The sequence below is a fragment of the Achromobacter sp. genome (genome assembly GCF_032113835.1).
Classification (GTDB): Bacteria; Pseudomonadota; Gammaproteobacteria; order Burkholderiales; family Burkholderiaceae_B; genus Achromobacter.
On record NZ_DAMCTG010000003.1, the window covers coordinates 21,646 to 44,211 of the forward strand.

A 22,566-nucleotide genomic window follows, 5' to 3' on the forward strand; every position below is an offset into this window, starting at 1 on the left:
AATCCGGGCTACGCTCTTGCGCGCCGCGCGGTTAGCTTTGCGACTTCCGACATGTGACCAATTGCTGCCGTGTCAATGTGTCACTCTTATTTTTTTGCGTAAACGTCGCAAATCGCCTTGCGTGACACTTGAAATTGCTGTTTAAATTCGACGCGTAAGCCCATAATTCATCTGGACTTTTCCTGATCCGACGAAACGCCGGCTTAAGAAATATTTGTTCACAGACCGACAAGCCTGCTCAACCATGGCCTTTTCCTGGAAACGTGCAATTGCGAAAGCCCTAGCGCCTGCCGCGCTGGCGGTGTGCGCGCTCCTGCCCCCTGCAGCGCAAGCAGCGAAGAACTCCGATCCTTGCAAGACCAACGCCAAATCGGCGGCTTGCAAGGCGCAACAAGCAAAGAAATCTCCGGCGCCCAAGGCGGGCTCGGGCAAGAGCGCCGCCGCCAAGCAGGCAGCGCCGTCCGCCAAGAAGGCGCCTCCGAAATCCTCATCGGCCAAGAAGGCCCCGCCCAAGGGCGGCAAGCAGGTCGCCGCGAAAGGCACGCCGTCCAAGAAGGCCGGCGCCTCGGGCAAGAGCGGCAAGGGTGGCAAGGCGGACAAGGCCGCTCGCGGCCGCCGCGTGGCAGCCGCTGCGGCTGCCAGCGCCGCGATGCCGCCGCCCGCAGCTTCGGCGCGCGCTGAAGCTGCCGCGCTACGGTCCAGCACTGCCTATGTGCAAGACCTGGAAACCTCCACGGTCATCTTCGCCAAGAACGAAAACGTCGTGCGCCCCATCGCTTCCATTTCGAAGCTGATGACCGCCGTCGTCGTGGTGGACGCCAACCTGCCAATGGACGAAATGCTCGAGATCACCGACGAGGACGTCGACGAACTCAAACACACCACGTCGCGGCTGCGCGTGGGCACCAAGCTATCGCGCGGCGACATGCTGCATCTGGCGCTGATGTCTTCCGAGAACCGCGCCGCCAACGCGCTGGGCCGCCACTATCCCGGCGGCCTGCGGGCCTTCGTGGCCGCCATGAACGCCAAGGCGCAGTCGCTGGGCATGACCAACACGCGTTTCATCGAGCCCACCGGCCTGTCCAGCAACAACGTGTCGTCGCCGCATGACCTCGCGCGCCTGTTGCGCGCGGCGTCGCAGCGTCCGCTGATCCACCGCTACTCCACCGACACGGAGTACGAGGTTGAGATCAACAACCGCACGCAGACCTTCCGCAACACCAACCTGCTGGTGCGCAAGCCCGACTGGGACATCAAGGTGTCCAAGACCGGCTACATCAACGAGGCGGGCGAATGCCTGGTGATGCTGGCGCGCATCAACGGCCGCGATCTGGCGATCGTGCTGCTGGATTCGCAGGGCAAGCTGTCGCGCATCGGCGATGCCGTGCGCATCCGCCGCATCGTGCAGAGCGAAGTGGCGATGGCGTCGATTGGCGCTGGCGGCTGATGACTGGCTGATCGTTGCACGCGGTAAAGATGAAGGGCCCGATTGCATCGGGCCCTTTTTTCATGGATTCGCCAGCCGGCTTCACGCCGCGCGGCGCTTGGCGGGGACGGGCTGGGCATCGCACAGCGACGGCGGCAGCCCTTCCAGGACGGCTTGCGCATTCAGCGATTGGATCGGCACGCGGGCATCCCGCGGAATCCGCCCTTCGGCCTGCAGAAGTTGGTACCGCAAGCAGCACACGCGCAGGAACGAGGTGAAGTTGGCGGCCTCGCCGCGGTACTCGACCAGTTCGTCGTACAGGCGTTCGATCAGTTGCGTGACCCGCATGCCGTCGCGGCCGGCGATCTCTTCCAGCACCTGCCAGAACAGGTGTTCGAGCCGCAGGCTGGTCGCCACGCCATGCAGGCGCAAGGAACGGGTTTCGCAGGCGTAGGAGTGTTCGGTGGCGCGGATGAAGATTTCACACATGGACGGCTCCTGGGCATCGGCGACACGCTACCGGGACCGGCGCGCCTGCGAACGACTGTACGACGACTTCCTCGCCCGGGGCAATACGGCCCCGAACCGGTGACGAGTTGTACCTTCCCACGCTGCTTGATGTACATCATGGTTTTAGCCGCCCTAGCGGCCGAGCATAGTGAAACTGATCAGACTTCGGAGGTAGTGATGAACAAGACCATGAAGGCCGCAGTAGCACGCGCGTTTGGCCAACCGCTGGTAATCGAAGAAGTCGCCGTGCCGCGCCCGGGTCCGGGCGAACTCCTGGTAAAGATCGAAGCCTGCGGCGTCTGTCACACGGACCTGCACGCCGTCGAAGGCGACTGGCCCGTCAAACCCAATCCTCCCTTCATTCCCGGCCACGAGGGCGTCGGCTACGTCGTGGCTGCTGGCGCCGGCGTCACGCACGTCAAGGAAGGCGATCGCGTCGGCATCCCCTGGCTGTATTCCGCGTGCGGACATTGCGAGCACTGCCTGGGCGGCTGGGAAACGCTGTGCGAATCGCAGCAGAACACGGGCTACTCCGTCAACGGCGGCTTCGCCGAATACGCGCTGGCGGCAGCCGATTACGTGGGCCTTTTGCCCAAGAGCGTCGGCTTCGTCGATGTGGCGCCGGTACTGTGCGCGGGCGTCACCGTGTACAAGGGCCTGAAGATGACGGACACCCGGCCTGGCAACTGGGTGGTCATTTCGGGCATCGGCGGCTTGGGTCACATGGCGGTGCAGTACGCAAAGGCGATGGGGCTGAACGTGGCTGCGGTGGATATCGACGACGCCAAGCTGGACTTCGCGCGCCGCCTGGGCGCCGAAGTCACCGTCAATGCGCTGACCACGGATCCGGCCGCGTATCTGAAACGGGAGATCGGCGGCGCGCATGGCGCGTTGATTACCGCAGTGTCGCCCAAGGCTTTCGAGCAGGCGCTGGGCATGGTGCGCCGGGGCGGCACGATTTCGCTGAACGGACTGCCGCCGGGCGACTTTCCGCTGTCGATCTTCGACATGGTGCTTAACGGCGTGACCGTGCGCGGGTCGATCGTGGGATCCCGGCTGGATCTGCAGGAGTCGCTGCAGTTCGCCGAAGAAGGCAAGGTGCATGCCACGGTCGCCACCGAAAGCCTGGACAACATCAACAGCGTGTTCGACCGCATGAAGCAGGGCCAGATCGAAGGGCGCATCGTGCTCGACTTTGCCTGATATCGGGGGGCGTTAGAAAGTTAGTTTGCTTGGAGCGGTGTCTGACACCCGGCGGAAATCGCCGTCAGCTTGCGGTGGCATCTCAACGGGTGTCAGACACCTAGGTCTGCTTTTTCATGGCGGCGGCTCGGTACAATCCGGCCTACCCTGATCCCAGCGAGGCCGCATGTCCCCTCCTCCCACTGAGCGTCGCAGCAAGCCTGCCACCAGCCGCGCGCCTCGGCGGGGGTCCGGCCGGGTGACCATTGCCGACGTCGCGCGCGTGGCTGGCATGTCGATGCACACCGTGTCGCGGGTGCTGAACGCCCCCGAGAATGTGCCCGAGCGCACGGTCAAGCTGATTCACGACGCGATCGCCCAGACGGGTTATGTCCAGGATCTGGTTGCCGGGGGCCTGGCCAGCGGCCGCAGCCGCCTGGTGGCGGTGACGGTGCCCACGCTGGGCAGCCCTGTGTTTCTTGAGGCGCTGCAGGCCCTTAGCCTGCATCTGAGCCGGCATGGCTATCAGATGATGCTGACCGAAAGCGGCTACGACCCCGCGCAGGAAGCGTCCGCGCTGCAGGCGATCCTGGGCCGCAGGCCCGACGGCGTGGTAATGATGCGCACGGTGCTGACCCCGACTGGCCGCACGCAGCTGCGCGCGGCCCGCATTCCCGTCGTGGAGGCCTGGGATTTGAGCGACGATCCCGTCGACATGCTGATCGGTTTTTCGCACGAAGCCGCCGGTGGCTGCGTGGCGCAGTTCCTGGCCGAGATGGGACGCAGGCGGCCTGCGGCCGTCATCGGCGACGATCCGCGCGCTGGACGCCGGCTGCAGGGCTTTACGGCGGCGGCTCGCGAGTTGGGCTTGATTGGCCCCGAGTCGGATACGCCACATGTGTTGATTCCTGCGCCCGCCACCATGGGCGCGGGCCGAAGCGGCCTGGCAGAATTGCTGACGCGGCAACCAGAGGCCGATGCCGTGGTGTGCAGCACCGACATGATTGCGATGGGCGTCTTGCTGGAAGCCGCGGCGCTGGGCAGGCGGGTGCCGGAGGATCTGGCCGTCGTCGGATTCGGCGATCAGGCTTTCGCCGCAGCCACCACCCCGCCGCTGACGACCGTGCGCATCGACGGCTCGCTGATCGGCGAGCAGGCTGCGCGCGCCATCATCGACCGCCTGGATGGACAGGCCAATGAAGGGTTGCGGGTCGATGTGGGATTCACATTGATGCGGCGTCAGAGCGCCTGACGCGCCACCTCTTCCCCAGCATTCCCCCCACCGAAGATCCACCCTGGCGTCTCATGCGCCCTCGGGAATCTCCCTATCGCAAATATTAGCGCTAATAAAATATTAGCGCTAATATTTGCCGATACTCACACCAAGATCAGGAGACAACATGCTTGACCAAGCCCGTGGCGTGTACATCGTTGCGCAGACGCCCTTTCAGGAAAACGGCGCCATCGACCTGGAAAGCGTCGACTCGCTGACCGACTTCTATTTTTCGCACGGCGCCAACGGGCTGACCGTGCTGGGCGTTGCCGGCGAGTCCAACAAGCTCACGCCTGCGGAATCGCTGGCCGTCGCATCCCGATTCATCGCGCGGGCCAAGGACAAACCGGTCGTGGTGGGCGTCAGCAACAGCAGCGTGGCGCAAATGGCCGAGCTGACCGCACAGGTGATGGACGCGGGCGCTGCGGGCGTCATGATCGCGCCGCCGGGCGGGTTGCGCACCGAACAAGAGGTGTTGTCCTACTTCGAGGCCGTGTTCGACCGGATCGGCAACGTGCCGACGGTGCTGCAGGACTTTCCGTTTTCGACGGGCACCTGGATGTCGGTGCCGGTGATCGGCCAGTTGATCGAGCGGCATCCGCAGATCCAGGCGGTCAAGGAAGAGGATCTGCCCAGCATCACCAAGATCACCAAGCTGCGCGCCCTGCCCGGCCGCCGCGTTGCCATTCTGACGGGCAACAACGCGATGTTCCTGCCGCTGGAAATGGGCCGCGGCATCGACGGGCCGATGGCCGGGTTCTCGCATCCCGAGATGCTGTCGCAGGTGTATGCGCTGTACACGGCGGGCCATGTCGATGAAGCCCACGCCGTGTTTGATCGTTACCTGCCCTTGCTGAGCTACGAGAACCAGAGCCAGTGGGGCGTCGCGGTCCGCAAGGAGATCATGAAGCGTCGTGGCGCGATCAAGCATGCGGGCATGCGCCGGCCGGGTCCGAAGCTGGACGCGACCGACCACGCCGAAATCGATCTGCTGCTTGAACGCTTGAAGCGCACGCTTGCCGAGGCGGGTTGACCGAATTTCCTGAACGCCGTTTCCGCGGCGTTTCGGGATGCACTGCAGTATCCGAACATCAAAAACCATAAGCAAGGAGACAACATGTTCAAGAGCACCAAGCAGGGCATTGCCTACGCGTGCGCGGGTCTGGTCGCGCTGGCGGCGTCGGCGGGCGCGAGCGCGGCGGATAACTGGCCGACCAAACCCATCCGCATGGTCATTCCGTTCTCGGCGGGCGGCAATACCGACGTCGTGGCCCGGCTGATTGCGCCGCACATCGAGAAAGCGGTGGGTCAGCCCGTCGTGGTGGAAAACCGTCCGGGCGCGGCGGGCAACATCGCCGCGGACTTCGTGGCGCGCGCCGATGCCGACGGCTACACGCTGTTGATGGGCACGGTGGGAACGCAGGCCATCAACTACGCCATCTACAAGGACATCCGGTTCAAGCCGGCGGATTTTGCGCCGGTCACGCTGGTCGCATCGGTTCCCAACGTGCTCGCCGTGACGGCCAGCCTGCCCGTGAAGTCGGTGCAGGAACTGATCGCGTACGGCAAGAAGAATCCGGGCAAGCTGAGCTTTGCCTCCAGCGGCGCGGGCAGCTCGATCCACCTGTCGGGCGAAATGTTCAAGAGCCGCACGGGTGTCGACATGGTGCACGTGCCGTACAAGGGCAGCGCCGCGGCCGTGACGGATCTGGTCGGCGGACAAGTGCATCTGATGTTCGACAACCTGCCGACCTCGCTGCCCTTCATCAAGAACGGCACGCTGCGCGCACTGGCGGTGACCAGCGCCGAACGCAGCACCAATCTGCCCGACGTGCCCACCATGGCCGAGGCCGGTGTGCCCAATTTCGAGGCGGGCTCGTGGTTTGGCGTGCTGGCCCCGGCAGGCACGCCGGCGCCCATCGTGAACCGGATCGATCAGGCCATCGAGAAGGCCATGGCCGACCCCGATATGCAGAAGCGCGTGATCGAGCTGGGCGCGGTGCCTACCGTCAAGGGTCCGGCGGAATTCAACGCCTTCATCGGCACCGAGATCGAAAAATGGAAAGCCGTGGTGCAAGCCGCGGGCGCTTCCAACAACTGACCCGACGAAAGAGCCGGCCATGCCTGACGATGACATCAAAGCCTCTTTGCGCGCCGCCTTTCAGGGGCGCGTGCTGGACGACGCCGACGCCCTGGCGCCGCACCTGACCGACTACCGCAAACGGTGGACGGGCCGCACCCTGGCGCTTGCGCAGCCCGACAGCACCGAGGACGTGGCCAAGCTGGTGCATTGGTGCCGCGAGCGCCGCGTCGCCATCTATCCGCAAGGGGGCAATACGGGCCTGGTCGGCGGCAGCGTACCGGACGGCGACGGACACAGCATCGTGCTGTCGCTGGCCCGCATGAACGCCATCCTGGACGTGGACCGCTACAACAACACGTTGACCGCGCAAGCGGGCGCCGTGCTGGCCAACGTGCAGGAGGCCGCCGCGCAGGCGGATCGGCTGTTTCCGTTGAGCCTGGGCGCGGAAGGAAGCTGCACGCTGGGCGGCAACCTGGCCACCAACGCCGGCGGCATCCAGGTGCTGCGCTATGGCAACGCGCGCGACCTGTGCCTGGGCCTGGAAGTGGTGACGCCCGACGGGCAGATCTGGAATGGACTGCGCGGGCTGCGCAAGGACAACACCGGGTACGACCTGAAGCAGCTTTTCATTGGCGCGGAGGGCACGCTGGGCATCATCACGGCGGCCACCGTCAAGCTGTATCCGCGCCCCGCCGCGCAGATGACGGCGTTCGCCGCCGTGCCGGATCCGCAGAGCGCCGTGCAACTGCTGTCCCTGGCGCAGTCGTATCTGTCGGCCAGCCTGACGGCCTTTGAACTGATCAGCGGTCCGGCGGTGGAACTGGTGCTGCAGCACACGCCCGGCGCGCGCAGCCCCGTGCCTGCCAAGGCGCCGTATTACGTGCTGCTGGAATCCAGCGACGCCGAAAGCGCGGCCCATGCCACCGAGCGATTCGAGGCGTTGATGGAGGCGGCCTTTGAGGCCGACATCGTCACCGATGCCGCCATTGCGTCGACCCTGGCGCAGTCGGCCTCATTCTGGCAAATCCGGCATCATCTGCCCGAAGCGCAGTCCATCGACGGCGAGAACATCAAGCATGACATCTCGCTGCCGATCTCGCGCATCGGCGAATTCATCGACGCCGCGCAGACGGCCGTGCATGGCGTTCTGCCCAACGCCCGCATCTTCGTGTTCGGTCATGTGGGCGACGGCAACCTGCACTACAACGTGTCGACGCCGCCAGGGGCGGACGCATCGGCCTACCAGGCGATGCGCAATTCGGAGAAGGCGATTTCAGGCGCGGTGTACGACGTAGTGGCGCGCATGAACGGATCGATCTCCGCCGAGCATGGCGTGGGACAGCTGCGGGTGGGTTCCATTGGCCGGTACAAGCCGGCCAACGAAATGGCGATGATGGCGAGCATCAAGCGCCTATTCGATCCGCTGGGGTTGTTCAACCCGGGGCGGGTAATCGCCGCGGATTGAGCGTCGCGCGCGCAGGGTGCTCACCGGTGTGGCAGTGGGCTCCTGGCGCGCGTGGGACGCTTGCTGCAGACGCTTGGGGTCAGGGCGTGATCTTGGTGCCCAGCACTGCCAGAAACTGCGCCATCCACGCCGGGTGCGCCGGCCATGCCGGCGCCGACACCAGGTTGCCATCCGTGTAGGCCTGGTCGACGGCGATCTCGGCGTAGGTGCCGCCGGCCAACCGGACTTCGGGCGCGCACGCGGGATACGCCGAGCAGGTCCGGCCCTTCAGCACGCCGGCCGCGGCCAGGATCTGCGCGCCGTGGCAGACGGCGGCGATGGGCTTGTTGGCCTTGTCGAAATGCCGCACGATCTCCAGCACCTTTTCGTTCAGGCGCAGGTACTCGGGCGCGCGTCCGCCGGGGATCACCAGGCCGTCGTAGGACGAGGGCTCGACGCGATCGAAGTCGTAGTTCAGCGTGAAGTTGTGGCCGCGCTTTTCGGTGTAGGTCTGCGCGCCTTCGAAATCATGGATCGACGTGGCCACCGTGTCGCCCGCCTTCTTGTCCGGGCAGACCGCATGCACCGTGTGTCCGACGGTCAGCAGCGTCTGGAACGGCACCATGGTTTCGTAGTCTTCGGCGTAGTCGCCGACCAGCATCAACAGTCGTTTGCTCATGATTGTCTCCGTGGGATGAGGGTGGCGTCCGGTTGCTTGCCCGCGGATCGGGCTCCGGTTCTTGGTGTTCTTGTCCCATTGTGCCCGCCGAGCCGGCGGGCGAGGTGGTAGCGGGATACCACGGCAATATCACCGTGATACCACCGGGAGACCCCCTACTCCAGCGCCACCGACACCGGCTTCGCGCCCAGCAGGTCCACCAGCACCTTCGGATCGATGCCCACCAGATAGCCGCGCCGTCCGCCGTTGATATAGACCACCGGATATTCCAGCACGTCGGCTTCCACCCACACCGGCATCTTCTTGCGCGTGCCGAACGGCGACGTGCCGCCCACTTGATAGCCGGAGTGGCGCTGCGCGACCTCGGGCTTGCAGGGCTCGACCTTTTTCAGGCCGGCCTGGCGCGCCAGGTTCTTGGTGGAGACTTCGCGGTCGCCGTGCATGACCACGATCAGCGGCTTGGCCGATTCATCTTCCATCACCAGCGTCTTCACGACGGCGTGCGGATCCAGGCCAAGCTGGCGCGCGGCTTCGCCGGCGCCGCCGTGATCGACGTAGTCATACGTGTGTTCGGAATAGGCCACCTTGTGCTGCTTGAGGAACTGGGTGGCGGGCGTTTCGGAAACGTGGCGGGCTTTGCTCATTTTTGTGCCGGTGGGTGGGAAGACGGCGGCGGTCAGCCGCGTGGATGATGGGCCGCGTGCAGCGCCTTCAGGCGTTCGCGCGCCACATGGGTGTAGATCTGCGTGGTGGAAATGTCCGCGTGGCCGAGCAGCATCTGCACCACGCGCAGGTCCGCGCCGTGGTTCAGCAGATGCGTGGCGAAGGCGTGGCGCAGCACATGCGGCGACAGGGGCGCGTTGACGCCCGCGAGCACGGCGTACTTCTTGACCAGTTGCCAGAAGGCCTGCCGCGACATTGCCTCGGCGCGGCTGGTGATGAAAAGCGCATCGCTGACGCGGCCTGCCGCCAATTCGGGGCGGGCCGTCGCCAGGTACTGCGAGATCCAGTGCGCGGCTTCGGCGCCCAGCGGCACGAGGCGGTCCTTGCCGCCCTTGCCCAGCACCACCCGCACCACGCCTTCGTTCAGGCTGACGTCCAGCGCGCGCACGCCGACCAGCTCGGACACGCGCAGGCCGGTGGCGTACAGGGTTTCGAGCATGGCGCGGTCGCGCAGGCCGCGCGGCTGACCGACGTCGGGCGCGCGCAGCAGCGCATCCACCTGTTGCTCGGACAGTGTCTTGGGCATGCGCGGCGGCTGCTTGGCGGCAACCAGCGTCAGGCAGGGATCGCGCTCGGCCCGGTGTTCGCGCAGCGCCCAGGCGTAGAAGCGGCGTAGCGCAGCCAGCCGGCGGTTGGCCGTGGTGGCGCGGGTTTCTTCGTGACGGAAGGCAAACCAGGCCTCGATGTCGGCCTTTTCCGCGTCGCTGATCGGCTTGGCCGCGCCAACGGGCAGCGTCTGCGCGCGGGCGGGTTCGCCGTGCCGGTCGGCCAGTTCCCGGGCATAGGCCTCGGGGTCTTCGAGCCAGCGGGCAAAACCCGTCAGGTCGCGCCGGTAGGCGGCCAGGGTGTTGGCGGACAGGCCGTCTTCAAGCCATACGGCGTCGATGAAGGCGTCGATATCGGCCTGGGAGGCAAGCGGCTGGCGGGCGGTGGACATGACGGGATTCTACGGCGCGGCGCGCCCAGGCAGGCGCTCGCCCACGCCCGCGGCGGCGGACTTGAGCCACGTTTCAAACGCCTTGAGCGCGTCGGACCGTTCGCTACGTTGCGGATAACCGAAGTAGTACCCCTGGCTGACCGCCAGCGACTGCGGCACCGGCATGGCAAGCGCGCCCTGGTCCAGCGCAGGCTGCGCCAGAAAGCGCGGCATCAGCCCGACGCCCAGCCCGGCCTGCACCGCCGCCATCACCATGGTGAACAGCTCGTAGCGCGGGCCGCCGGCCGCTTGCGGACCATACAGATAGCCATTGGCCGTGTACCACTGGCGCCAGGCGTCCGGCCGCGAGGCCAGATGCAGATGCGTCATGCCGGTCAGGGCGCCGCCGCCCTGCTCCGCCACGCGCGCCGCCAATTCGGGTGCGCAGACCGGCACCAGTTCGCGTTCGGGAAACAGCAGCCCGCCTTGCGTGCCGGGCCAGAGCCCGTCCCCGTGATACAGCGCGCCGTCGAACGGCTGGTCCTTGAACTGGAACGGCAGCGTGCGCACGGACAGGCTGACGGTGATGTCGCCGTGCTCGCGCTGGAAGCCGGCCAGACGCGGGATCAGCCAGGTGGTGGCCAGCGTGGGCACGACGGCGATGTGGATGCTGCGCCCCATGCCCGTCCGGCTGACTAGACCGAAGGTGTCTTTCTCGATCTGGTCCAGATGGTGACGGATTCGGCCCGCGTATTCGGCGCCGTGATCGGTCAGCACGATCCGGCGGCGCACCCGCGTGAACAGTTGCACGCCCAGCCGTGCCTCCAGACTGGCCACCTGCCGGTAGACGGCGCTGTGTGTCAGCGACAGCTCTTCGGCGGCGCGCGAAAAGCTGCCCAGCCGCGCCGACGCCTCGAACGCCTGCAGGGCGCTTAGATTGGGAATGCCGTTTCTCATGTAGCCAATGCCGCCGGAAGTCCGGCCCGCCGCCGCGCGCCCGCATGCTGCGGCGCACCAGCCGGGACGTGCCGGAGGATCAACAGAATGTGCAATTTTATCAATTGCGTTGTGCGCTCAGGGAACATATGCTCGGGAGTTCTACCCTAGGCTAACCACGACACCACCATGCCCCAGCAAGATTCCCGCCTTGGCGGTCACATTCTGGTCGACCAACTGGTCGCTCAGGGCGTCAAACATGTCTTTTGTGTCCCCGGCGAAAGCTATCTGGCGGTGCTGGACGGCCTGCACGATGCCGACATCAAGGTCACGGTATGCCGCCAGGAAGGCGGCGCGGCCATGATGGCCGACGCGCACGGCAAGCTGACGGGCGAGCCCGGCATCTGCATGGTGACGCGCGGACCGGGCGCCTCCAATGCGCTGGCCGGCGTGCATATTTCCAAGCAGGACTCATCGCCGATGATCCTGTTCGTGGGCCAGATCGAGCGCGGCATGCGCGAGCGCGAAGCCTTCCAGGAAATGGACTACCGCGCCGTGTTCGGCACGCAGGCCAAGTGGGTGACCGAGATCGATCAGGTCGAACGCATTCCCGAACTGATCTCGCGCGCCTTCCACATCGCCACCTCGGGCCGCCCTGGTCCGGTCGTGATTGCGTTGCCGGAAGACATGCTGGTCGAAGCCGCCAAGGTGGCCGACGCGCCGCGCTATGAAGTGATTGAATCCGCCCCCACCGCCGGCCAGTTGGCCGACCTGGAAAAGCTGCTGGCCGACGCCAAGAACCCCGTCGCCATCCTGGGCGGCACACGCTGGGACGCGCGCGCCGTGCAGGAATTCGCCGACTTCGCGCAGCGCCATGCGCTGCCGACCGCCGTGTCGTTCCGCCGTCAGATGCTGTTCCCGGCCGACCACCCGTGCTTCATCGGCGACGTGGGCCTGGGCATCAATCCGGCCCTGCTCAAGCGCGTGGCCGATGCCGATTTGATCCTGCTCGTGGGCGGCCGCATGTCGGAAAACCCCAGCCAAGCCTACACGCTGCTGGACATTCCGGTGCCCAAGCAAAAGTTGGTGCACGTGCATCCCGATGCCGCCGAGCTGGGCCGCGTGTACCGCCCCACCCTCGCCATCAACACGTCGCCGTCCGCCTTTGCCGCGTCGCTGGCGGACCTGAAGGCGCCGGCTGCGCCGGTCTGGGCCGACGGCGCCAAGGCCATGCGCGAGTCCTACCTGAAGTGGAGCGATCCCGAAACCGTCACCACGCCCGGCGCGCTGCAACTGGGCCAGGTCATGGCTTACCTGGAAAAGACGTTGCCCGCCGACGCCATCATGACCAACGGCGCGGGCAATTACGCCACCTGGCTGCATCGCTTCCATCGCTTCACGCGCTTTGGCACGCAGTTGGCCCCCACGTCCGGATCCATGGGTTACGGCCTGCCGGCGGCCGTGGGCGCCAAGCGCGTCTGGCCCGACAAGACCGTCGTGTGCTTTGCGGGCGACGGCTGCTTCCTGATGCACGGCCAGGAATTCGCCACGGCGGTGCAGTACGACCTGCCCATCGTCGTGATCCTGGTGGACAACGGCATGTACGGCACGATCCGCATGCACCAGGAAAAGCACTATCCGGGCCGCATTTCCGCGACCCAGTTGAAGAACCCCGATTTCGCCGACTACGCGCGCGCCTTTGGCGGCCACGGCGAACGCGTGGAGACCACCGAACAGTTCGGTCCGGCCTTTGAACGGGCATTGGCCAGCGGCAAGCCGGCGATCCTGCACTGCTTCATCGACCCGGAAACCATCAGCCCGTCCACGACCCTCGAGAAGATCCGCGAGGCGGCGCTGAAGGCCCAACACTGAACCCTGCACGGGCGATAAGACCGGCGGTGCGCCCAGGCGCACCGCGGTGCAAACCCCAACTTGCCGCCCGAATTATTTTAAGTTTAAACTTTCCAGATTCCGATCACGGAAATCCATAGCGGAGACCCAGCATGTCCTCGAACCCCTCATTCCACTGGCAAGATCCTCTGTTGCTGGACCAGCAACTGACCGACGAAGAGCGTATGGTGCGCGACGCCGCCTACGCCTACTCGCAGGACAAGCTGGCTCCCCGCGTGCTCAACGCCTTCCGCAACGAGAAGACCGATCCCGAGATCTTCTCCGAAATGGGTGAACTGGGCCTGCTGGGCGCCACGATTCCCGTTGAATACGGCGGCGCCGGCCTGAACTACGTCAGCTACGGCCTGATCGCCCGTGAAGTCGAACGCGTCGACTCCGGCTACCGCTCGATGATGAGCGTGCAGTCCTCGCTGGTGATGGTGCCGATCAACGAATTCGGCAGCGAAGAACAAAAGCAGAAATACCTCCCCAAGCTGGCGCGCGGCGAGTGGATCGGCTGCTTCGGCCTGACCGAACCCAACCACGGCTCCGACCCCAACGGCATGGAAACCCGCGCCGTCAAGACGGCCGACGGCTACAAGGTCAGCGGCAACAAGATGTGGATCACCAACTCGCCCATCGCGGACGTGTTCGTGGTGTGGGCCAAGTGCGTCGGCGGCGACTTCGACGGCAAGATCCGCGGCTTCATCCTTGAAAAGGGCATGAAGGGCCTGTCGGCCCCCGCCATCCACGGCAAGGTCGGCCTGCGCGCGTCGATCACCGGCGAAATCGTCATGGACGAAGTGGAAGTGTCCGCCGACCAGATGATGCCCGGCGTGTCCGGCCTGAAGGGTCCGTTCACTTGCCTGAACTCCGCCCGCTACGGCATCGCCTGGGGCGCCGTCGGCGCCGCCGAGGCTTGCTGGCACACCGCCCGCCAGTACACGCTGGACCGCAAGCAATTCGGCCGCCCCCTGGCCGCCAACCAGCTGATCCAGAAGAAGCTGGCCGACATGCAGACCGAAATCACGCTGGCGCTGCAAGGCTGCCTGCGCCTGGGCCGCATGAAGGACGAAGGCACCGCCGCCGTCGAGATCACCTCGATCATGAAGCGCAATTCGTGCGGCAAGGCGCTGGACATCGCCCGCCTGGCGCGCGACATGCTCGGCGGCAACGGCATCTCCGACGAGTTCGGCGTCGCCCGCCACCTGGTGAACCTGGAAGTCGTCAACACGTACGAAGGCACCCACGACGTGCACGCCCTGATCCTGGGCCGCGCACAGACGGGGATTCAGGCGTTCTATTGATCGCCTGCCTGATGTAGCGAAGGAGGCCGCCCGTGAGGCGGCCTTTTTTTTGGCGAGTTGCTGCAACGCCAGGTGTCTGACACCCTCTGAGCCGCAGCTACAAACTGACGGTCACCTCCCCAGGGTGTCAGACACCGACCGAATGCAGTAAGCCATACGCCCGATCCCGCCCCGCCTGCGCATTGCCGAAAGCCCGACTAGGCGCGCGGTTGTACACCTCGTACGCTTTACGGATTCCCCCCACAGGAGTCGCGCATGCATCGCATCATCCCCCTGCGCCTGACGGCAGCCATCGCCATGGCCTTCGTCGCCCACGGCGCTCAGGCCGCCACGACGCTGACCATGACCACCGAATACCCGGCCACCTCCATGCCGGGTCAAGGCGTGTCCACGTTTGCCGAACTGGTGCGCGCCAAGTCGGCGGGCAACGTCGTCATCGACACGAGTTTCGACGCCGCCAAAGGCATCAAGTCGGGCGACATGATCGACGCGGTGCAGACGCGCAAAGTGGACGCAGGCGACGCCTTCGCCGGCGCGCTTGCCACGAAGTATCCGCTGTTTGGCGTGTCGTCCCTGCCCTTCCTGGCGGACTCGCTGTCCAAGGCGCGCAACCTCAACAAGGCCGCCCGTCCGGCATACGAGAAGCTGCTGGCTGCGCACGGCCAGAAGCTGCTTTACACCACGCCGTGGCCGGCGTCGGGCATCTGGTCAAAGCAGAAGGTGGACAGCGTGGCGGCGTTGAAACGCCTGACCATCCGTACCTACGATGCGACGTCGCAGGACGTCATGCAGCGCGCCGGCGCAAAGGCGGAGACCATCTCGTTTGCGGACGCCATGCCGCGCATCGCGTCGGGCGAGGTCAATGCGGTGCTGTCCTCCGGCGACGGCGGCGCGGGCCGCAAGCTGTGGGAATACCTGCCCCACTTCGCCGAGATCAACTACGCCATGCCGATCTCGGTGGCGACGATGAATCTGAAGGCCTACGAGGCGCTGGATGCGCGTTCACGCAAGGCGATCGACCAGGCAGCCGCGCAGACCGAAGCCGAGCAATGGAAGCGCATCGAGGGCCGCCTGCAGCAGAACTACGCGAACATGCGCAAGAACGGGGTCGCTATCAACACCGCCGTGCCGCCCGCGGTGCGCAAGGCGTTGCAGGACGCCTCAAAGGAATCGATCAACGCCTGGAAGGCGGCGGCCGGTCCGGAAGGGGCCGCCATTCTCAAGCAGGCGGGCAAGCGGTAGACGAAAGCCGCGGCTAGTTGTTGCCGGACAGATCGAACAGGCTGGTCGCGTCCATTTCCAGCACGCTTTCGTCGTGCTGGTTCACGACCGTCCACGCCCAGTTGATGATGCCCAGATCCGGGCGCGAGGACGAGTGGCGCGCGCCTTGCACGCGGGCGTGCAGGTGCAGGGTGTCGCCGGGGCGCACCGGCGTGCGCCAGCGGACTTCGCCCAGGCCGGGCGAACCGAAGGATTCGGAATCATGCAAGGCAGCGTCGACCGCCATGCGCATGGCCAGCGCGCAGGTGTGCCAGCCGCTGGCGATGAGGCCGCCCCAACGGCCTTCCGCGGCGCGTTGCGGATCGGTGTGGAACCACTGGGGATCGAATTGGCGGGCAAACGCCAGGATCTCCGCTTCCGTCACGGTGAGCGGCCCGCCCTTGATCACCATGCCGTCCTTGAATTCCGCGAACTTCATGTTGTTTTTCCCCGTGCAAACGAAATCGGCGCGCCCGGGCGCGCCGATCGTCACGCATCTGTTGTTGTGGATCAGTACGTCTCGAAGTGCAGCCGGCCTTCACGGCGCAGCGCTTCATGCAGGATAGACCAATCCTCGCCCGACTGCACCACCACTTCCCGCAGCGCGTCCAGCACGCCGACCTCCATGCCCTTCAGACCGCAGACGTAGATGCAGGTGTTGCGGTCGGCCAGCAATTCGCGTACCTGCGCGGCGCGCTCGCGGATCAGATCCTGCACGTAGCGCTTGGGCTGGCCGGCTTCGCGCGACAGCGCCAGGTTGATGTCGATGAAGTCCCGCGGCAGCTTCATCAACGGACCGAAGTAAGGCAGTTCTCGTTCGGTGCGCGCGCCGAAGAAAAGCATCAGCTTGCCGATGTCCGCCGTGCCGATCAGCCGGCGGCTGCGCTCGGTCATGGCGCGCATCGGCGCAGAACCCGTACCCGTGCAGATCATGATGAGATTGGCCTTCGGATGATTCGGCATCAGGAAGGTGTGGCCGAACGGGCCGATCACCTGCACGGTGTCGTTCTTGGCGAGATCGCAAAGATAGTTGGAGCACACGCCGTGCGCGGCCTCACCACCGTGATCCTGCGTGACGCGCTTTACCGTCAGCGACAGGTTGTTGTACCCGGCCCTTTCGCCGTCGCGCGGGCTGGCCAGCGAATACTGGCGCGCGTGATGCGGGCGGCCCAGCCCATCCACGCCCGGCGGCAGGATACCGATCGACTGCCCTTCCAGCACCGGAAACGGATGCTCGCCGAAGTCCAGCACGATGTGGTGGATATCGCTTTCCGTGTCGGCGCCGGTGACGCGGTAGTTGCCCACCACCGTCGCGGTGATTGGCGCCTTGTGCGTGTACAGATTCACGTACGGATGCGCGGCCGACCACGGAGGGATGGCCGCGCCGGGCGTCACCAGCATCGCCGGCGGCGTTGCCGGTTCAGCCTGCGGATCCGCGGCGGCCTGCTGCGCGGCATCATCCGCACCAACGGCATCCAGCGGCAACGACTTTTCCTGCGGCAGCTCTTCCCAGCCGAACTGGTCCTGCACGGAATAGGCTTCGGCGCGCACCACGAGCCGCCAGTTGTCGATCGAACCCGTCGGGCACGGCGGCACGCACGCCATGCAGCCGTTGCAGATTTCCGGATCCACCACGTAGTTGTTCGAATCGTGCGTGATCGCATCGACCGGACAGGTCTCTTCGCAGGTATTGCAGCGAATGCAGATCTCGGGATCGATCAGATGCTGCTTCAGGACTTCCACCGGTAATGGGGCGTTCATCGCCGTCCTCCCATACGCGCGGGCGCGCGGCCCGCGCGGCCTTCAGTTGAAACGCACGTACTCGAAATTCACCGGCTGGCGGTTGACGCCCATGACGGGCGGCGCGATCCAGTTGGCAAACTTGCCCGGTTCCGTGACCCGGCCCATCAGCGACGCGACGAACGCGCGATCTTCCGGCGTGGGCAGCCACTTTTGCTGGTTGGCCTGCCATTGCGATTCGGACACGATCTCGCCCTCGGGCGACATGCGGATGCCGGCCAGCGTGCCGATCTGGCGGTTGAACGCCTTGTGCGGCACCTGCAGGCGGAACGCCAGGCCGCTCTTTTCGATGACCTTGTTCCAGCGGCCGATGCCGGCCACCGAGTCACGGATGAAGTCATCGCGCAGGACTTCGTTCAGCGCGTTGAGCATCGGCACCTCGATCTCCGTCAGCTTGCCGTTGCTGACGTTGAGCACGCGGTAGGTGTCGTTCTTGAGTTGATGGTCGTCGTTGCGCTTGGTCTCTTCGTAGCGGCCCTTCAAGCCCGAACCGTAAAAGATGGCGGCGTTGGACGACTGGTCCGCACCGAACAGGTCGATGGTGACGCTGTAGTGGAAGTTCAGGTAGCGCTGGATGGTGGGCAGGTCGATCACGCCGGCCGCGCGCACGGCTTGCGGATCGTCGGTCTTCAGTTCCTTCATCACTTCGCACGTGCGCTGGATGACGCGCGAGATGCCGGATTCGCCGACGAACATGTGATGCGCTTCCTCAGTCAGCATGAACTTGGTCGTGCGGGCCAGGGGATCGAAGCTGGACTCCGCCAGCGCGCACAACTGGAACTTGCCGTCGCGATCGGTGAAGTACGTGAACATGTAGAACGCCAGCCAGTCGGGCGTCTTTTCATTGAAGGCGCCCAGGATGCGCGGATTGTCGGAATCACCCGAGCTGCGCTGCAACAGCGCGTCGGCTTCCTCGCGGCCGTCGCGACCGAAGTAGCGGTGCAGCAGGTACACCATTGCCCACAGGTGCCGCCCTTCTTCGACGTTGATCTGGAACAGGTTGCGCAGGTCGTACTGCGACGGCGCGGTCAGGCCCAGGTGGCGCTGCTGCTCGATCGACGCGGGTTCCGTGTCGCCCTGCGTGACGATGATGCGGCGCAGGTTGGCGCGGTGTTCGCCTGGAACGTCCTGCCACACGTCGCGGCCGATGTTTTCGCCGAAATGGATCTTGCGCTGGCCGTCCTGCGGCGCCAGAAAGATGCCCCAGCGGTAGTCCGGCATGCGCACGTGATTGAAGTGCGCCCAGCCGTCGGGTTCGACGCTGACGGCCGTGCGCAGATAGACGTCGAAGCCGTGCGAGCCATCGGGACCCATGTCCTGCCACCACTGCAGGTAGTTGGGCTGCCAGTGTTCCAGCGCGCGCTGCAACGTGCGGTCGCCGGACAGGTTGACGTTGTTGGGAATCTTGTCGGTGTAGTTGATGCCGGACATTGTCTCTCTCCTGATTCTTGGAATGGGGCCGCCTGCTTCGCGGCGCTTGGGTCTCAGGGCCCGCGGGCAGGCGCGCGTGGCGCCATGCCGCCCGATGGCCGAACGCTTGCCGCTTAGACGCGGTTCCAGTCGAATGCCGCCTGCTCGCCCTTGCCGTACAGCTTGAGCGCGCCCTTGTCGCCCGCCGCGTTGGGGCGGTTGAAGATCCAGTTCTGCCAGGCCGTCAGCCGGCCGAAGATGCGGGTTTCCATGGTTTCCTGCCCGCCGAAGCGCAGGTTGGCTTCCAGGCCTGTCAGCGCATCGGGCGACAATGCGCGGCGCTCTTCCAGCGCCAGCCGCACTTCGTCGTCCCAGTCGATGCTGTCGGGGGCATAGGTGATGAGGCCCAGTTCCAGCGCGCCGGTGGCCGTCAGGCTGCGGCCCGCCTGCGCGCGCACGGCTTCCAGCGGCTGTGTCTCGCCGTAAAAACGCCGCTGCAGGCGGCTCTGGCCGTTCACCATGGGGTACGCGCCGAAATTGCGCTCGCCGACCACGATCTGCGGCGGGGCGGCGTCGATGTCCTCGCCATCCTCCACGTCCAGCATGTAGCTGCGGTCGGCGGCCAGCGCCAGTTCAAGCAGCGTGCCGGCAAAGCACGAACCCGGTTCGATCAGCGCGAACAGGCTGCGCGACGTCACGTCCAGCCGCGCCAGCGTGCGGCGCAGCATGCCGGCGGTTTCGCGCACGAACCAGTGGTCCGCGTGCTGTTCCAGCGCGGCATCGGCCGCCAGCACGGCCTCGGCGTCGCCTTCGGTTTTCAGGATCCAGGTGCCGATGTCCAGTTCATTCGTGCGCATCGAGAGGATGGCGTCGTCGAGTTCGCGCGCCATCTGCAGCGGCCACCAGGCGGCGCCCGCGGCGAAGATGTCCTGCAGTTCCGTTTCGACGGGACCTTGCGGCGCGCGTACCGTCCAGATCGCCTGACGTTTTTCGCGGTCGAACTGCACGTCGACGTAGCGATAGGACAGGCTGGTCTCGGTCTCGGTGCGGTCCAGCGGCGTCAGCGATACCCCCTGCTCTCCTGCGGGACGGTCGCTGTCCTGCGCCAGCGCCAACGCGCGGGCGCGGACTTCTTCCTCGAAGCGTGCGGGCTTGACCACGTCGTCCACCAGCCGCCAGTCCTTGGCGCGCTGCCCGCGCACACCCTCGACCAGCGTGCAGAAGATGTCGGCATGATCGTGCCGCACGCGGCGCTTGTCGGTGACGCGGGTCAGTCCGCCCGTGCCGGGCAGCACCCCCAGCAGCGGCACTTCGGGCAGAGCCACGGAGGACGAGCGGTCGTCGATCAGCAGGATCTCGTCGCAGGCCAGGGCCAGTTCGTAGCCGCCGCCCGCGCACGCGCCGTTCAGGGCGGCGATGAACTTCAGTCCGCCGTGGCGGCTGGAGTCTTCGATGCCGTTACGGGTTTCGTTGGTGAACTTGCAGAAGTTCACCTTCCAGGCATGGGTGGACAAACCGAGCATGAAGATGTTGGCGCCGGAACAGAAGATCCGGTCCTTCATGCTGGTGACGACGACGGTGCGCACTTCCGGGTGTTCGAAACGGATGCGCTGCAGAGCGTCGTGCAGTTCGATGTCGACGCCCAGGTCGTACGAATTGAGCTTGAGCTTGTAGCCGGGGCGCAGGCCGCCGTCTTCGGCGACATCCATGGCCAGTGTCGCGACCGGACCGTCGAAGGCCAGGCGCCAATGCCGGTACTGGGCGGGATCGGTTCGAAAGTCGACCCGGCTGATGGGGCTGCTCATAGTGTGTCTCCTCATACGCCCTGTGCTCGGACAGGAAAAATACTGCACTACATGAATTATTATGCAGATTAGTGCAGGCGATTTGGAGCGTCAAGCGGAATATGCAGGAAAGTGCAGGTGCTTGGGTTCGGGGAGTGCGTTTGGTTGAAGCCTTGTCGGGGGCGGACTGGCTTGCTTGGGCCGGTGTCAGACACCCGATGAAGAGGGTCGCCGGTTCGTGACGGCGGTTAAGTGGGTGTCAGACACCTGGGCATGCCGCTACTCGCAGGTGTCTGACACCCTGCAGAAGGGCCCGTCGCATTGATGAGGCGCCACATGGGTGTCAGACACCCGGCCAATCGAACCGCTACAGCGGCAGCCCGCAAGCCTTGCGCACCTGGGTCCGCAGGCCGGCAAAGCTTTCCGGCACTTCCAGATTGCTGGTCACCCACGTCAGATCCGCCTTGGCGTAAAACGCCTCGCGTCCGGCCAGGATGCGCTTCAAGTCAGCCATGGCTTCGTTGTTGCCCGACATGGGGCGGAAGTCGCCCTGCGCCATGACGCGGCCCATGTGCTCTTCGGGTGTGGCGCGCAGCCAGACCGTATAGCAATGGGTCAGCAGCAGATTCAGCGTCGCGGGTTCGGATACCAGGCCGCCCGGCGTGGCCAGCACCATTTCCGGGTAGATCTGCACCGCCTCTTCAAGCGCGCGCCGTTCGTAACGGCGATAGGCATTCGGGCCGTAGAGGTTGTGGATTTCCAGGATGCCGCAGCCCGCCACGCGCTCGATCTCGCGGTTCAGTTCCACGAATGGGTAGCCCAGGTCGTCGGCCAGCATCTGGCCCAGCGTCGACTTGCCCGCGCCGCGCAGGCCGATCAGCGCCACGCGCTGCGTGCGGTTCGGGCGCTGCGCCCCCGCGCCCACGCCAAACAGCTGCGACAGCGCCTCGCGCGCGCGCTGCAGATCGGATTCGGTGCGCCCGCTGAGCAATTCCCGGATCAGCAGCCAGTCGGGCGATTCCGTGGTGACGTCGCCCACCAGCTCGGCCAGCGCGCAGTTGAAGGCGCGGGCAATCTGCAGCAGCACCAGGATCGACGCATTGCCGACGCCATGCTCCAGATTCGCCAAGTGACGTTCGGACACGCCGGTCGCCTGGGACAGCCCCTTGCGCGTCATGCCGCGGATGGCGCGCAGACGGCGCACCCGCTCGCCCAAGGCGATCAGAAACGGCTCGCGCCGGGGTTCGATGGGCGCCGTGTCTAGCGCTTGATTCATGGTTCGACTGACTCCGCAAAAACCCTGATTACCGCTCTTTTATGCACTATAGTGCTTGACCCACATCAACGGAAGCACTATTTTTCCATCCAACGAGTCCACAGCCGATCCGGTGCAAAAAAACAGCAGCCCAACAGGACTGCCGAGCGCCGACAGTGTAAAGGAGCCGCCTGGTGAGTACGCCTGACCAATTCCATGCCCTGATGCGCGACGTGACGCGTCTGACGGCCGGCCAGCCGCTGGATGCGGCGCTGCAGGCCCGGCTTAACGACGCGGCCGGTCCGGACAGCGCGCTGTTCCAGGACATCTTTGCGACCTGTAGGCAGGGCGTGGCCGACGGCTGGATGTGCAACCGCGAAGGCGGCGGCATCAAGTATGGCCGCGTCATCAAGCCCGCCGAGGACCTGGGCGGCTGCTCGGTCGACGTCGTCGACATGATCGATCTGGCCGGCCCGCACCACGCCCATCCCAATGGCGAGATCGACATGATCATGCCGCTCACCGAAGACGCCCGTTTCGACGGCCACGGCGCCGGCTGGCTGGTCTACGGCCCGGGGTCGGCGCACCGCCCCACCGTCACGCAGGGCCGCGCCCTGGTGCTGTATCTGCTGCCAGGCGGGGCCATCGAATTCACGCGCCCCGGCTGACAGCCGGTCCGGACACCCGC

The 22,566-nt window shown here is 65.6% G+C and carries 20 protein-coding genes; 10 read left to right on the plus strand and 10 right to left on the minus strand.

Annotation, left to right across the window (positions count from 1 at the left end; translation table 11 throughout):
* The first annotated feature begins 244 nt into the window (after positions 1-244).
* On the plus strand, positions 245-1,447 hold the full coding sequence (gene pbpG / locus RT697_RS01895) for a D-alanyl-D-alanine endopeptidase (RefSeq protein WP_313696742.1): 1,203 nt from the start codon (positions 245-247) through the stop codon (positions 1,445-1,447).
* Positions 1,448-1,528: 81 nt separating this feature from the next.
* On the opposite strand, the gene RT697_RS01900 is transcribed toward pbpG, so the two are convergent.
* Positions 1,529-1,915 carry a ribbon-helix-helix domain-containing protein gene (locus RT697_RS01900; RefSeq protein ID WP_175125912.1) on the minus strand — a complete coding sequence of 129 codons (387 nt, stop codon included), beginning with the start codon at positions 1,913-1,915 and terminating at the stop codon, positions 1,529-1,531.
* Between the two features lie 198 nt (positions 1,916-2,113).
* On the opposite strand from RT697_RS01900, the gene adhP reads away from it, so the two are divergent.
* The 5 genes from adhP to RT697_RS01925 all read left to right on the plus strand — a co-directional run bounded on the left by adhP (position 2,114) and on the right by RT697_RS01925 (position 7,939).
* Complete coding sequence (adhP, locus tag RT697_RS01905) at positions 2,114-3,139, plus strand: alcohol dehydrogenase AdhP (protein WP_175125911.1); 1,026 nt, start codon at positions 2,114-2,116, stop codon at positions 3,137-3,139.
* 166 nt (positions 3,140-3,305) lie between these two features.
* Positions 3,306-4,370: a LacI family DNA-binding transcriptional regulator gene (locus RT697_RS01910; protein WP_313696743.1), complete on the plus strand. Its 1,065-nt coding sequence runs from the start codon at positions 3,306-3,308 to the stop codon at positions 4,368-4,370.
* Positions 4,371-4,518: 148 nt separating this feature from the next.
* Complete coding sequence (locus RT697_RS01915; protein ID WP_313696744.1) at positions 4,519-5,424, plus strand: dihydrodipicolinate synthase family protein; 906 nt, start codon at positions 4,519-4,521, stop codon at positions 5,422-5,424.
* A gap of 84 nt (positions 5,425-5,508) precedes the next feature.
* Positions 5,509-6,492 carry a tripartite tricarboxylate transporter substrate binding protein gene (locus RT697_RS01920; RefSeq protein WP_313696745.1) on the plus strand — a complete coding sequence of 328 codons (984 nt, stop codon included), beginning with the start codon at positions 5,509-5,511 and terminating at the stop codon, positions 6,490-6,492.
* A gap of 19 nt (positions 6,493-6,511) precedes the next feature.
* Positions 6,512-7,939, plus strand: a complete 1,428-nt coding sequence (locus tag RT697_RS01925) for an FAD-binding oxidoreductase (protein WP_313696746.1) — start codon at positions 6,512-6,514, stop codon at positions 7,937-7,939.
* A gap of 79 nt (positions 7,940-8,018) precedes the next feature.
* Here RT697_RS01925 and RT697_RS01930 read toward each other — a convergent pair whose 3' ends face one another.
* The 4 genes from RT697_RS01930 to RT697_RS01945 form a co-directional block, all read right to left on the minus strand.
* Positions 8,019-8,597: a DJ-1/PfpI family protein gene (locus RT697_RS01930; protein WP_313696747.1), complete on the minus strand. Its 579-nt coding sequence runs from the start codon at positions 8,595-8,597 to the stop codon at positions 8,019-8,021.
* Positions 8,598-8,752: 155 nt separating this feature from the next.
* The gene (ybaK, locus tag RT697_RS01935) at positions 8,753-9,241 is read right to left on the minus strand and encodes a Cys-tRNA(Pro) deacylase (protein WP_313696748.1); all 489 of its coding nucleotides are present in this window, start codon (positions 9,239-9,241) and stop codon (positions 8,753-8,755) included.
* Positions 9,242-9,273: 32 nt separating this feature from the next.
* A complete protein-coding gene (gene xerD, locus RT697_RS01940) occupies positions 9,274-10,257 on the minus strand; it encodes a site-specific tyrosine recombinase XerD (RefSeq protein ID WP_313696749.1) in 984 nt (327 codons plus the stop codon).
* 9 nt (positions 10,258-10,266) lie between these two features.
* Positions 10,267-11,193 (minus strand): LysR substrate-binding domain-containing protein, encoded by a 927-nt coding sequence (locus RT697_RS01945; RefSeq protein ID WP_313696750.1) that lies wholly within the window; start codon positions 11,191-11,193, stop codon positions 10,267-10,269.
* Positions 11,194-11,361: 168 nt separating this feature from the next.
* Here RT697_RS01945 and RT697_RS01950 point away from each other — a divergent pair, with 168 nt between their 5' ends.
* From RT697_RS01950 to RT697_RS01960, 3 genes are all read left to right on the plus strand, one after another.
* A complete protein-coding gene (locus tag RT697_RS01950) occupies positions 11,362-13,044 on the plus strand; it encodes a thiamine pyrophosphate-binding protein (protein ID WP_313696751.1) in 1,683 nt (560 codons plus the stop codon).
* Positions 13,045-13,175: 131 nt separating this feature from the next.
* Complete coding sequence (locus RT697_RS01955; RefSeq protein ID WP_313696752.1) at positions 13,176-14,369, plus strand: acyl-CoA dehydrogenase; 1,194 nt, start codon at positions 13,176-13,178, stop codon at positions 14,367-14,369.
* Between the two features lie 255 nt (positions 14,370-14,624).
* On the plus strand, positions 14,625-15,611 hold the full coding sequence (locus RT697_RS01960) for a TRAP transporter substrate-binding protein (RefSeq protein ID WP_313696753.1): 987 nt from the start codon (positions 14,625-14,627) through the stop codon (positions 15,609-15,611).
* 13 nt (positions 15,612-15,624) lie between these two features.
* Here the strand turns inward: RT697_RS01960 and RT697_RS01965 are convergent, their stop codons facing one another.
* From RT697_RS01965 to RT697_RS01985, 5 genes are all read right to left on the minus strand, one after another.
* A complete protein-coding gene (locus tag RT697_RS01965; protein ID WP_313696754.1) occupies positions 15,625-16,068 on the minus strand; it encodes a MaoC family dehydratase in 444 nt (147 codons plus the stop codon).
* Positions 16,069-16,139: 71 nt separating this feature from the next.
* The gene (gene boxA, locus RT697_RS01970; protein ID WP_313696755.1) at positions 16,140-17,390 is read right to left on the minus strand and encodes a benzoyl-CoA 2,3-epoxidase subunit BoxA; all 1,251 of its coding nucleotides are present in this window, start codon (positions 17,388-17,390) and stop codon (positions 16,140-16,142) included.
* Positions 17,391-17,432: 42 nt separating this feature from the next.
* A complete protein-coding gene (gene boxB, locus RT697_RS01975) occupies positions 17,433-18,860 on the minus strand; it encodes a benzoyl-CoA 2,3-epoxidase subunit BoxB (RefSeq protein WP_313696756.1) in 1,428 nt (475 codons plus the stop codon).
* 113 nt (positions 18,861-18,973) lie between these two features.
* Entirely contained in the window at positions 18,974-20,644 is a 1,671-nt protein-coding gene (gene boxC, locus RT697_RS01980) for a 2,3-epoxybenzoyl-CoA dihydrolase (protein WP_313696757.1), read from the minus strand.
* Positions 20,645-20,990: 346 nt separating this feature from the next.
* Positions 20,991-21,899, minus strand: a complete 909-nt coding sequence (locus tag RT697_RS01985) for a helix-turn-helix transcriptional regulator (protein ID WP_056570871.1) — start codon at positions 21,897-21,899, stop codon at positions 20,991-20,993.
* A 173-nt stretch (positions 21,900-22,072) separates the two neighbouring features.
* Here RT697_RS01985 and RT697_RS01990 point away from each other — a divergent pair, with 173 nt between their 5' ends.
* Complete coding sequence (locus tag RT697_RS01990; protein WP_313696758.1) at positions 22,073-22,546, plus strand: DUF4863 family protein; 474 nt, start codon at positions 22,073-22,075, stop codon at positions 22,544-22,546.
* Positions 22,547-22,566 lie beyond the last annotated feature (20 nt).

Coding starts and splice junctions, on each gene's coding strand:
- pbpG (WP_313696742.1), top strand. CDS start 245: ATGGCCTTTTCCTGGAAACGTGCAATTGCGAAAGCCCTAGCGCCTGCC.
- RT697_RS01900 (WP_175125912.1), bottom strand. CDS start 1,915: ATGTGTGAAATCTTCATCCGCGCCACCGAACACTCCTACGCCTGCGAA.
- adhP (WP_175125911.1), top strand. CDS start 2,114: ATGAACAAGACCATGAAGGCCGCAGTAGCACGCGCGTTTGGCCAACCG.
- RT697_RS01910 (WP_313696743.1), top strand. CDS start 3,306: ATGTCCCCTCCTCCCACTGAGCGTCGCAGCAAGCCTGCCACCAGCCGC.
- RT697_RS01915 (WP_313696744.1), top strand. CDS start 4,519: ATGCTTGACCAAGCCCGTGGCGTGTACATCGTTGCGCAGACGCCCTTT.
- RT697_RS01920 (WP_313696745.1), top strand. CDS start 5,509: ATGTTCAAGAGCACCAAGCAGGGCATTGCCTACGCGTGCGCGGGTCTG.
- RT697_RS01925 (WP_313696746.1), top strand. CDS start 6,512: ATGCCTGACGATGACATCAAAGCCTCTTTGCGCGCCGCCTTTCAGGGG.
- RT697_RS01930 (WP_313696747.1), bottom strand. CDS start 8,597: ATGAGCAAACGACTGTTGATGCTGGTCGGCGACTACGCCGAAGACTAC.
- ybaK (WP_313696748.1), bottom strand. CDS start 9,241: ATGAGCAAAGCCCGCCACGTTTCCGAAACGCCCGCCACCCAGTTCCTC.
- xerD (WP_313696749.1), bottom strand. CDS start 10,257: ATGTCCACCGCCCGCCAGCCGCTTGCCTCCCAGGCCGATATCGACGCC.
- RT697_RS01945 (WP_313696750.1), bottom strand. CDS start 11,193: ATGAGAAACGGCATTCCCAATCTAAGCGCCCTGCAGGCGTTCGAGGCG.
- RT697_RS01950 (WP_313696751.1), top strand. CDS start 11,362: ATGCCCCAGCAAGATTCCCGCCTTGGCGGTCACATTCTGGTCGACCAA.
- RT697_RS01955 (WP_313696752.1), top strand. CDS start 13,176: ATGTCCTCGAACCCCTCATTCCACTGGCAAGATCCTCTGTTGCTGGAC.
- RT697_RS01960 (WP_313696753.1), top strand. CDS start 14,625: ATGCATCGCATCATCCCCCTGCGCCTGACGGCAGCCATCGCCATGGCC.
- RT697_RS01965 (WP_313696754.1), bottom strand. CDS start 16,068: ATGAAGTTCGCGGAATTCAAGGACGGCATGGTGATCAAGGGCGGGCCG.
- boxA (WP_313696755.1), bottom strand. CDS start 17,390: ATGAACGCCCCATTACCGGTGGAAGTCCTGAAGCAGCATCTGATCGAT.
- boxB (WP_313696756.1), bottom strand. CDS start 18,860: ATGTCCGGCATCAACTACACCGACAAGATTCCCAACAACGTCAACCTG.
- boxC (WP_313696757.1), bottom strand. CDS start 20,644: ATGAGCAGCCCCATCAGCCGGGTCGACTTTCGAACCGATCCCGCCCAG.
- RT697_RS01985 (WP_056570871.1), bottom strand. CDS start 21,899: ATGAATCAAGCGCTAGACACGGCGCCCATCGAACCCCGGCGCGAGCCG.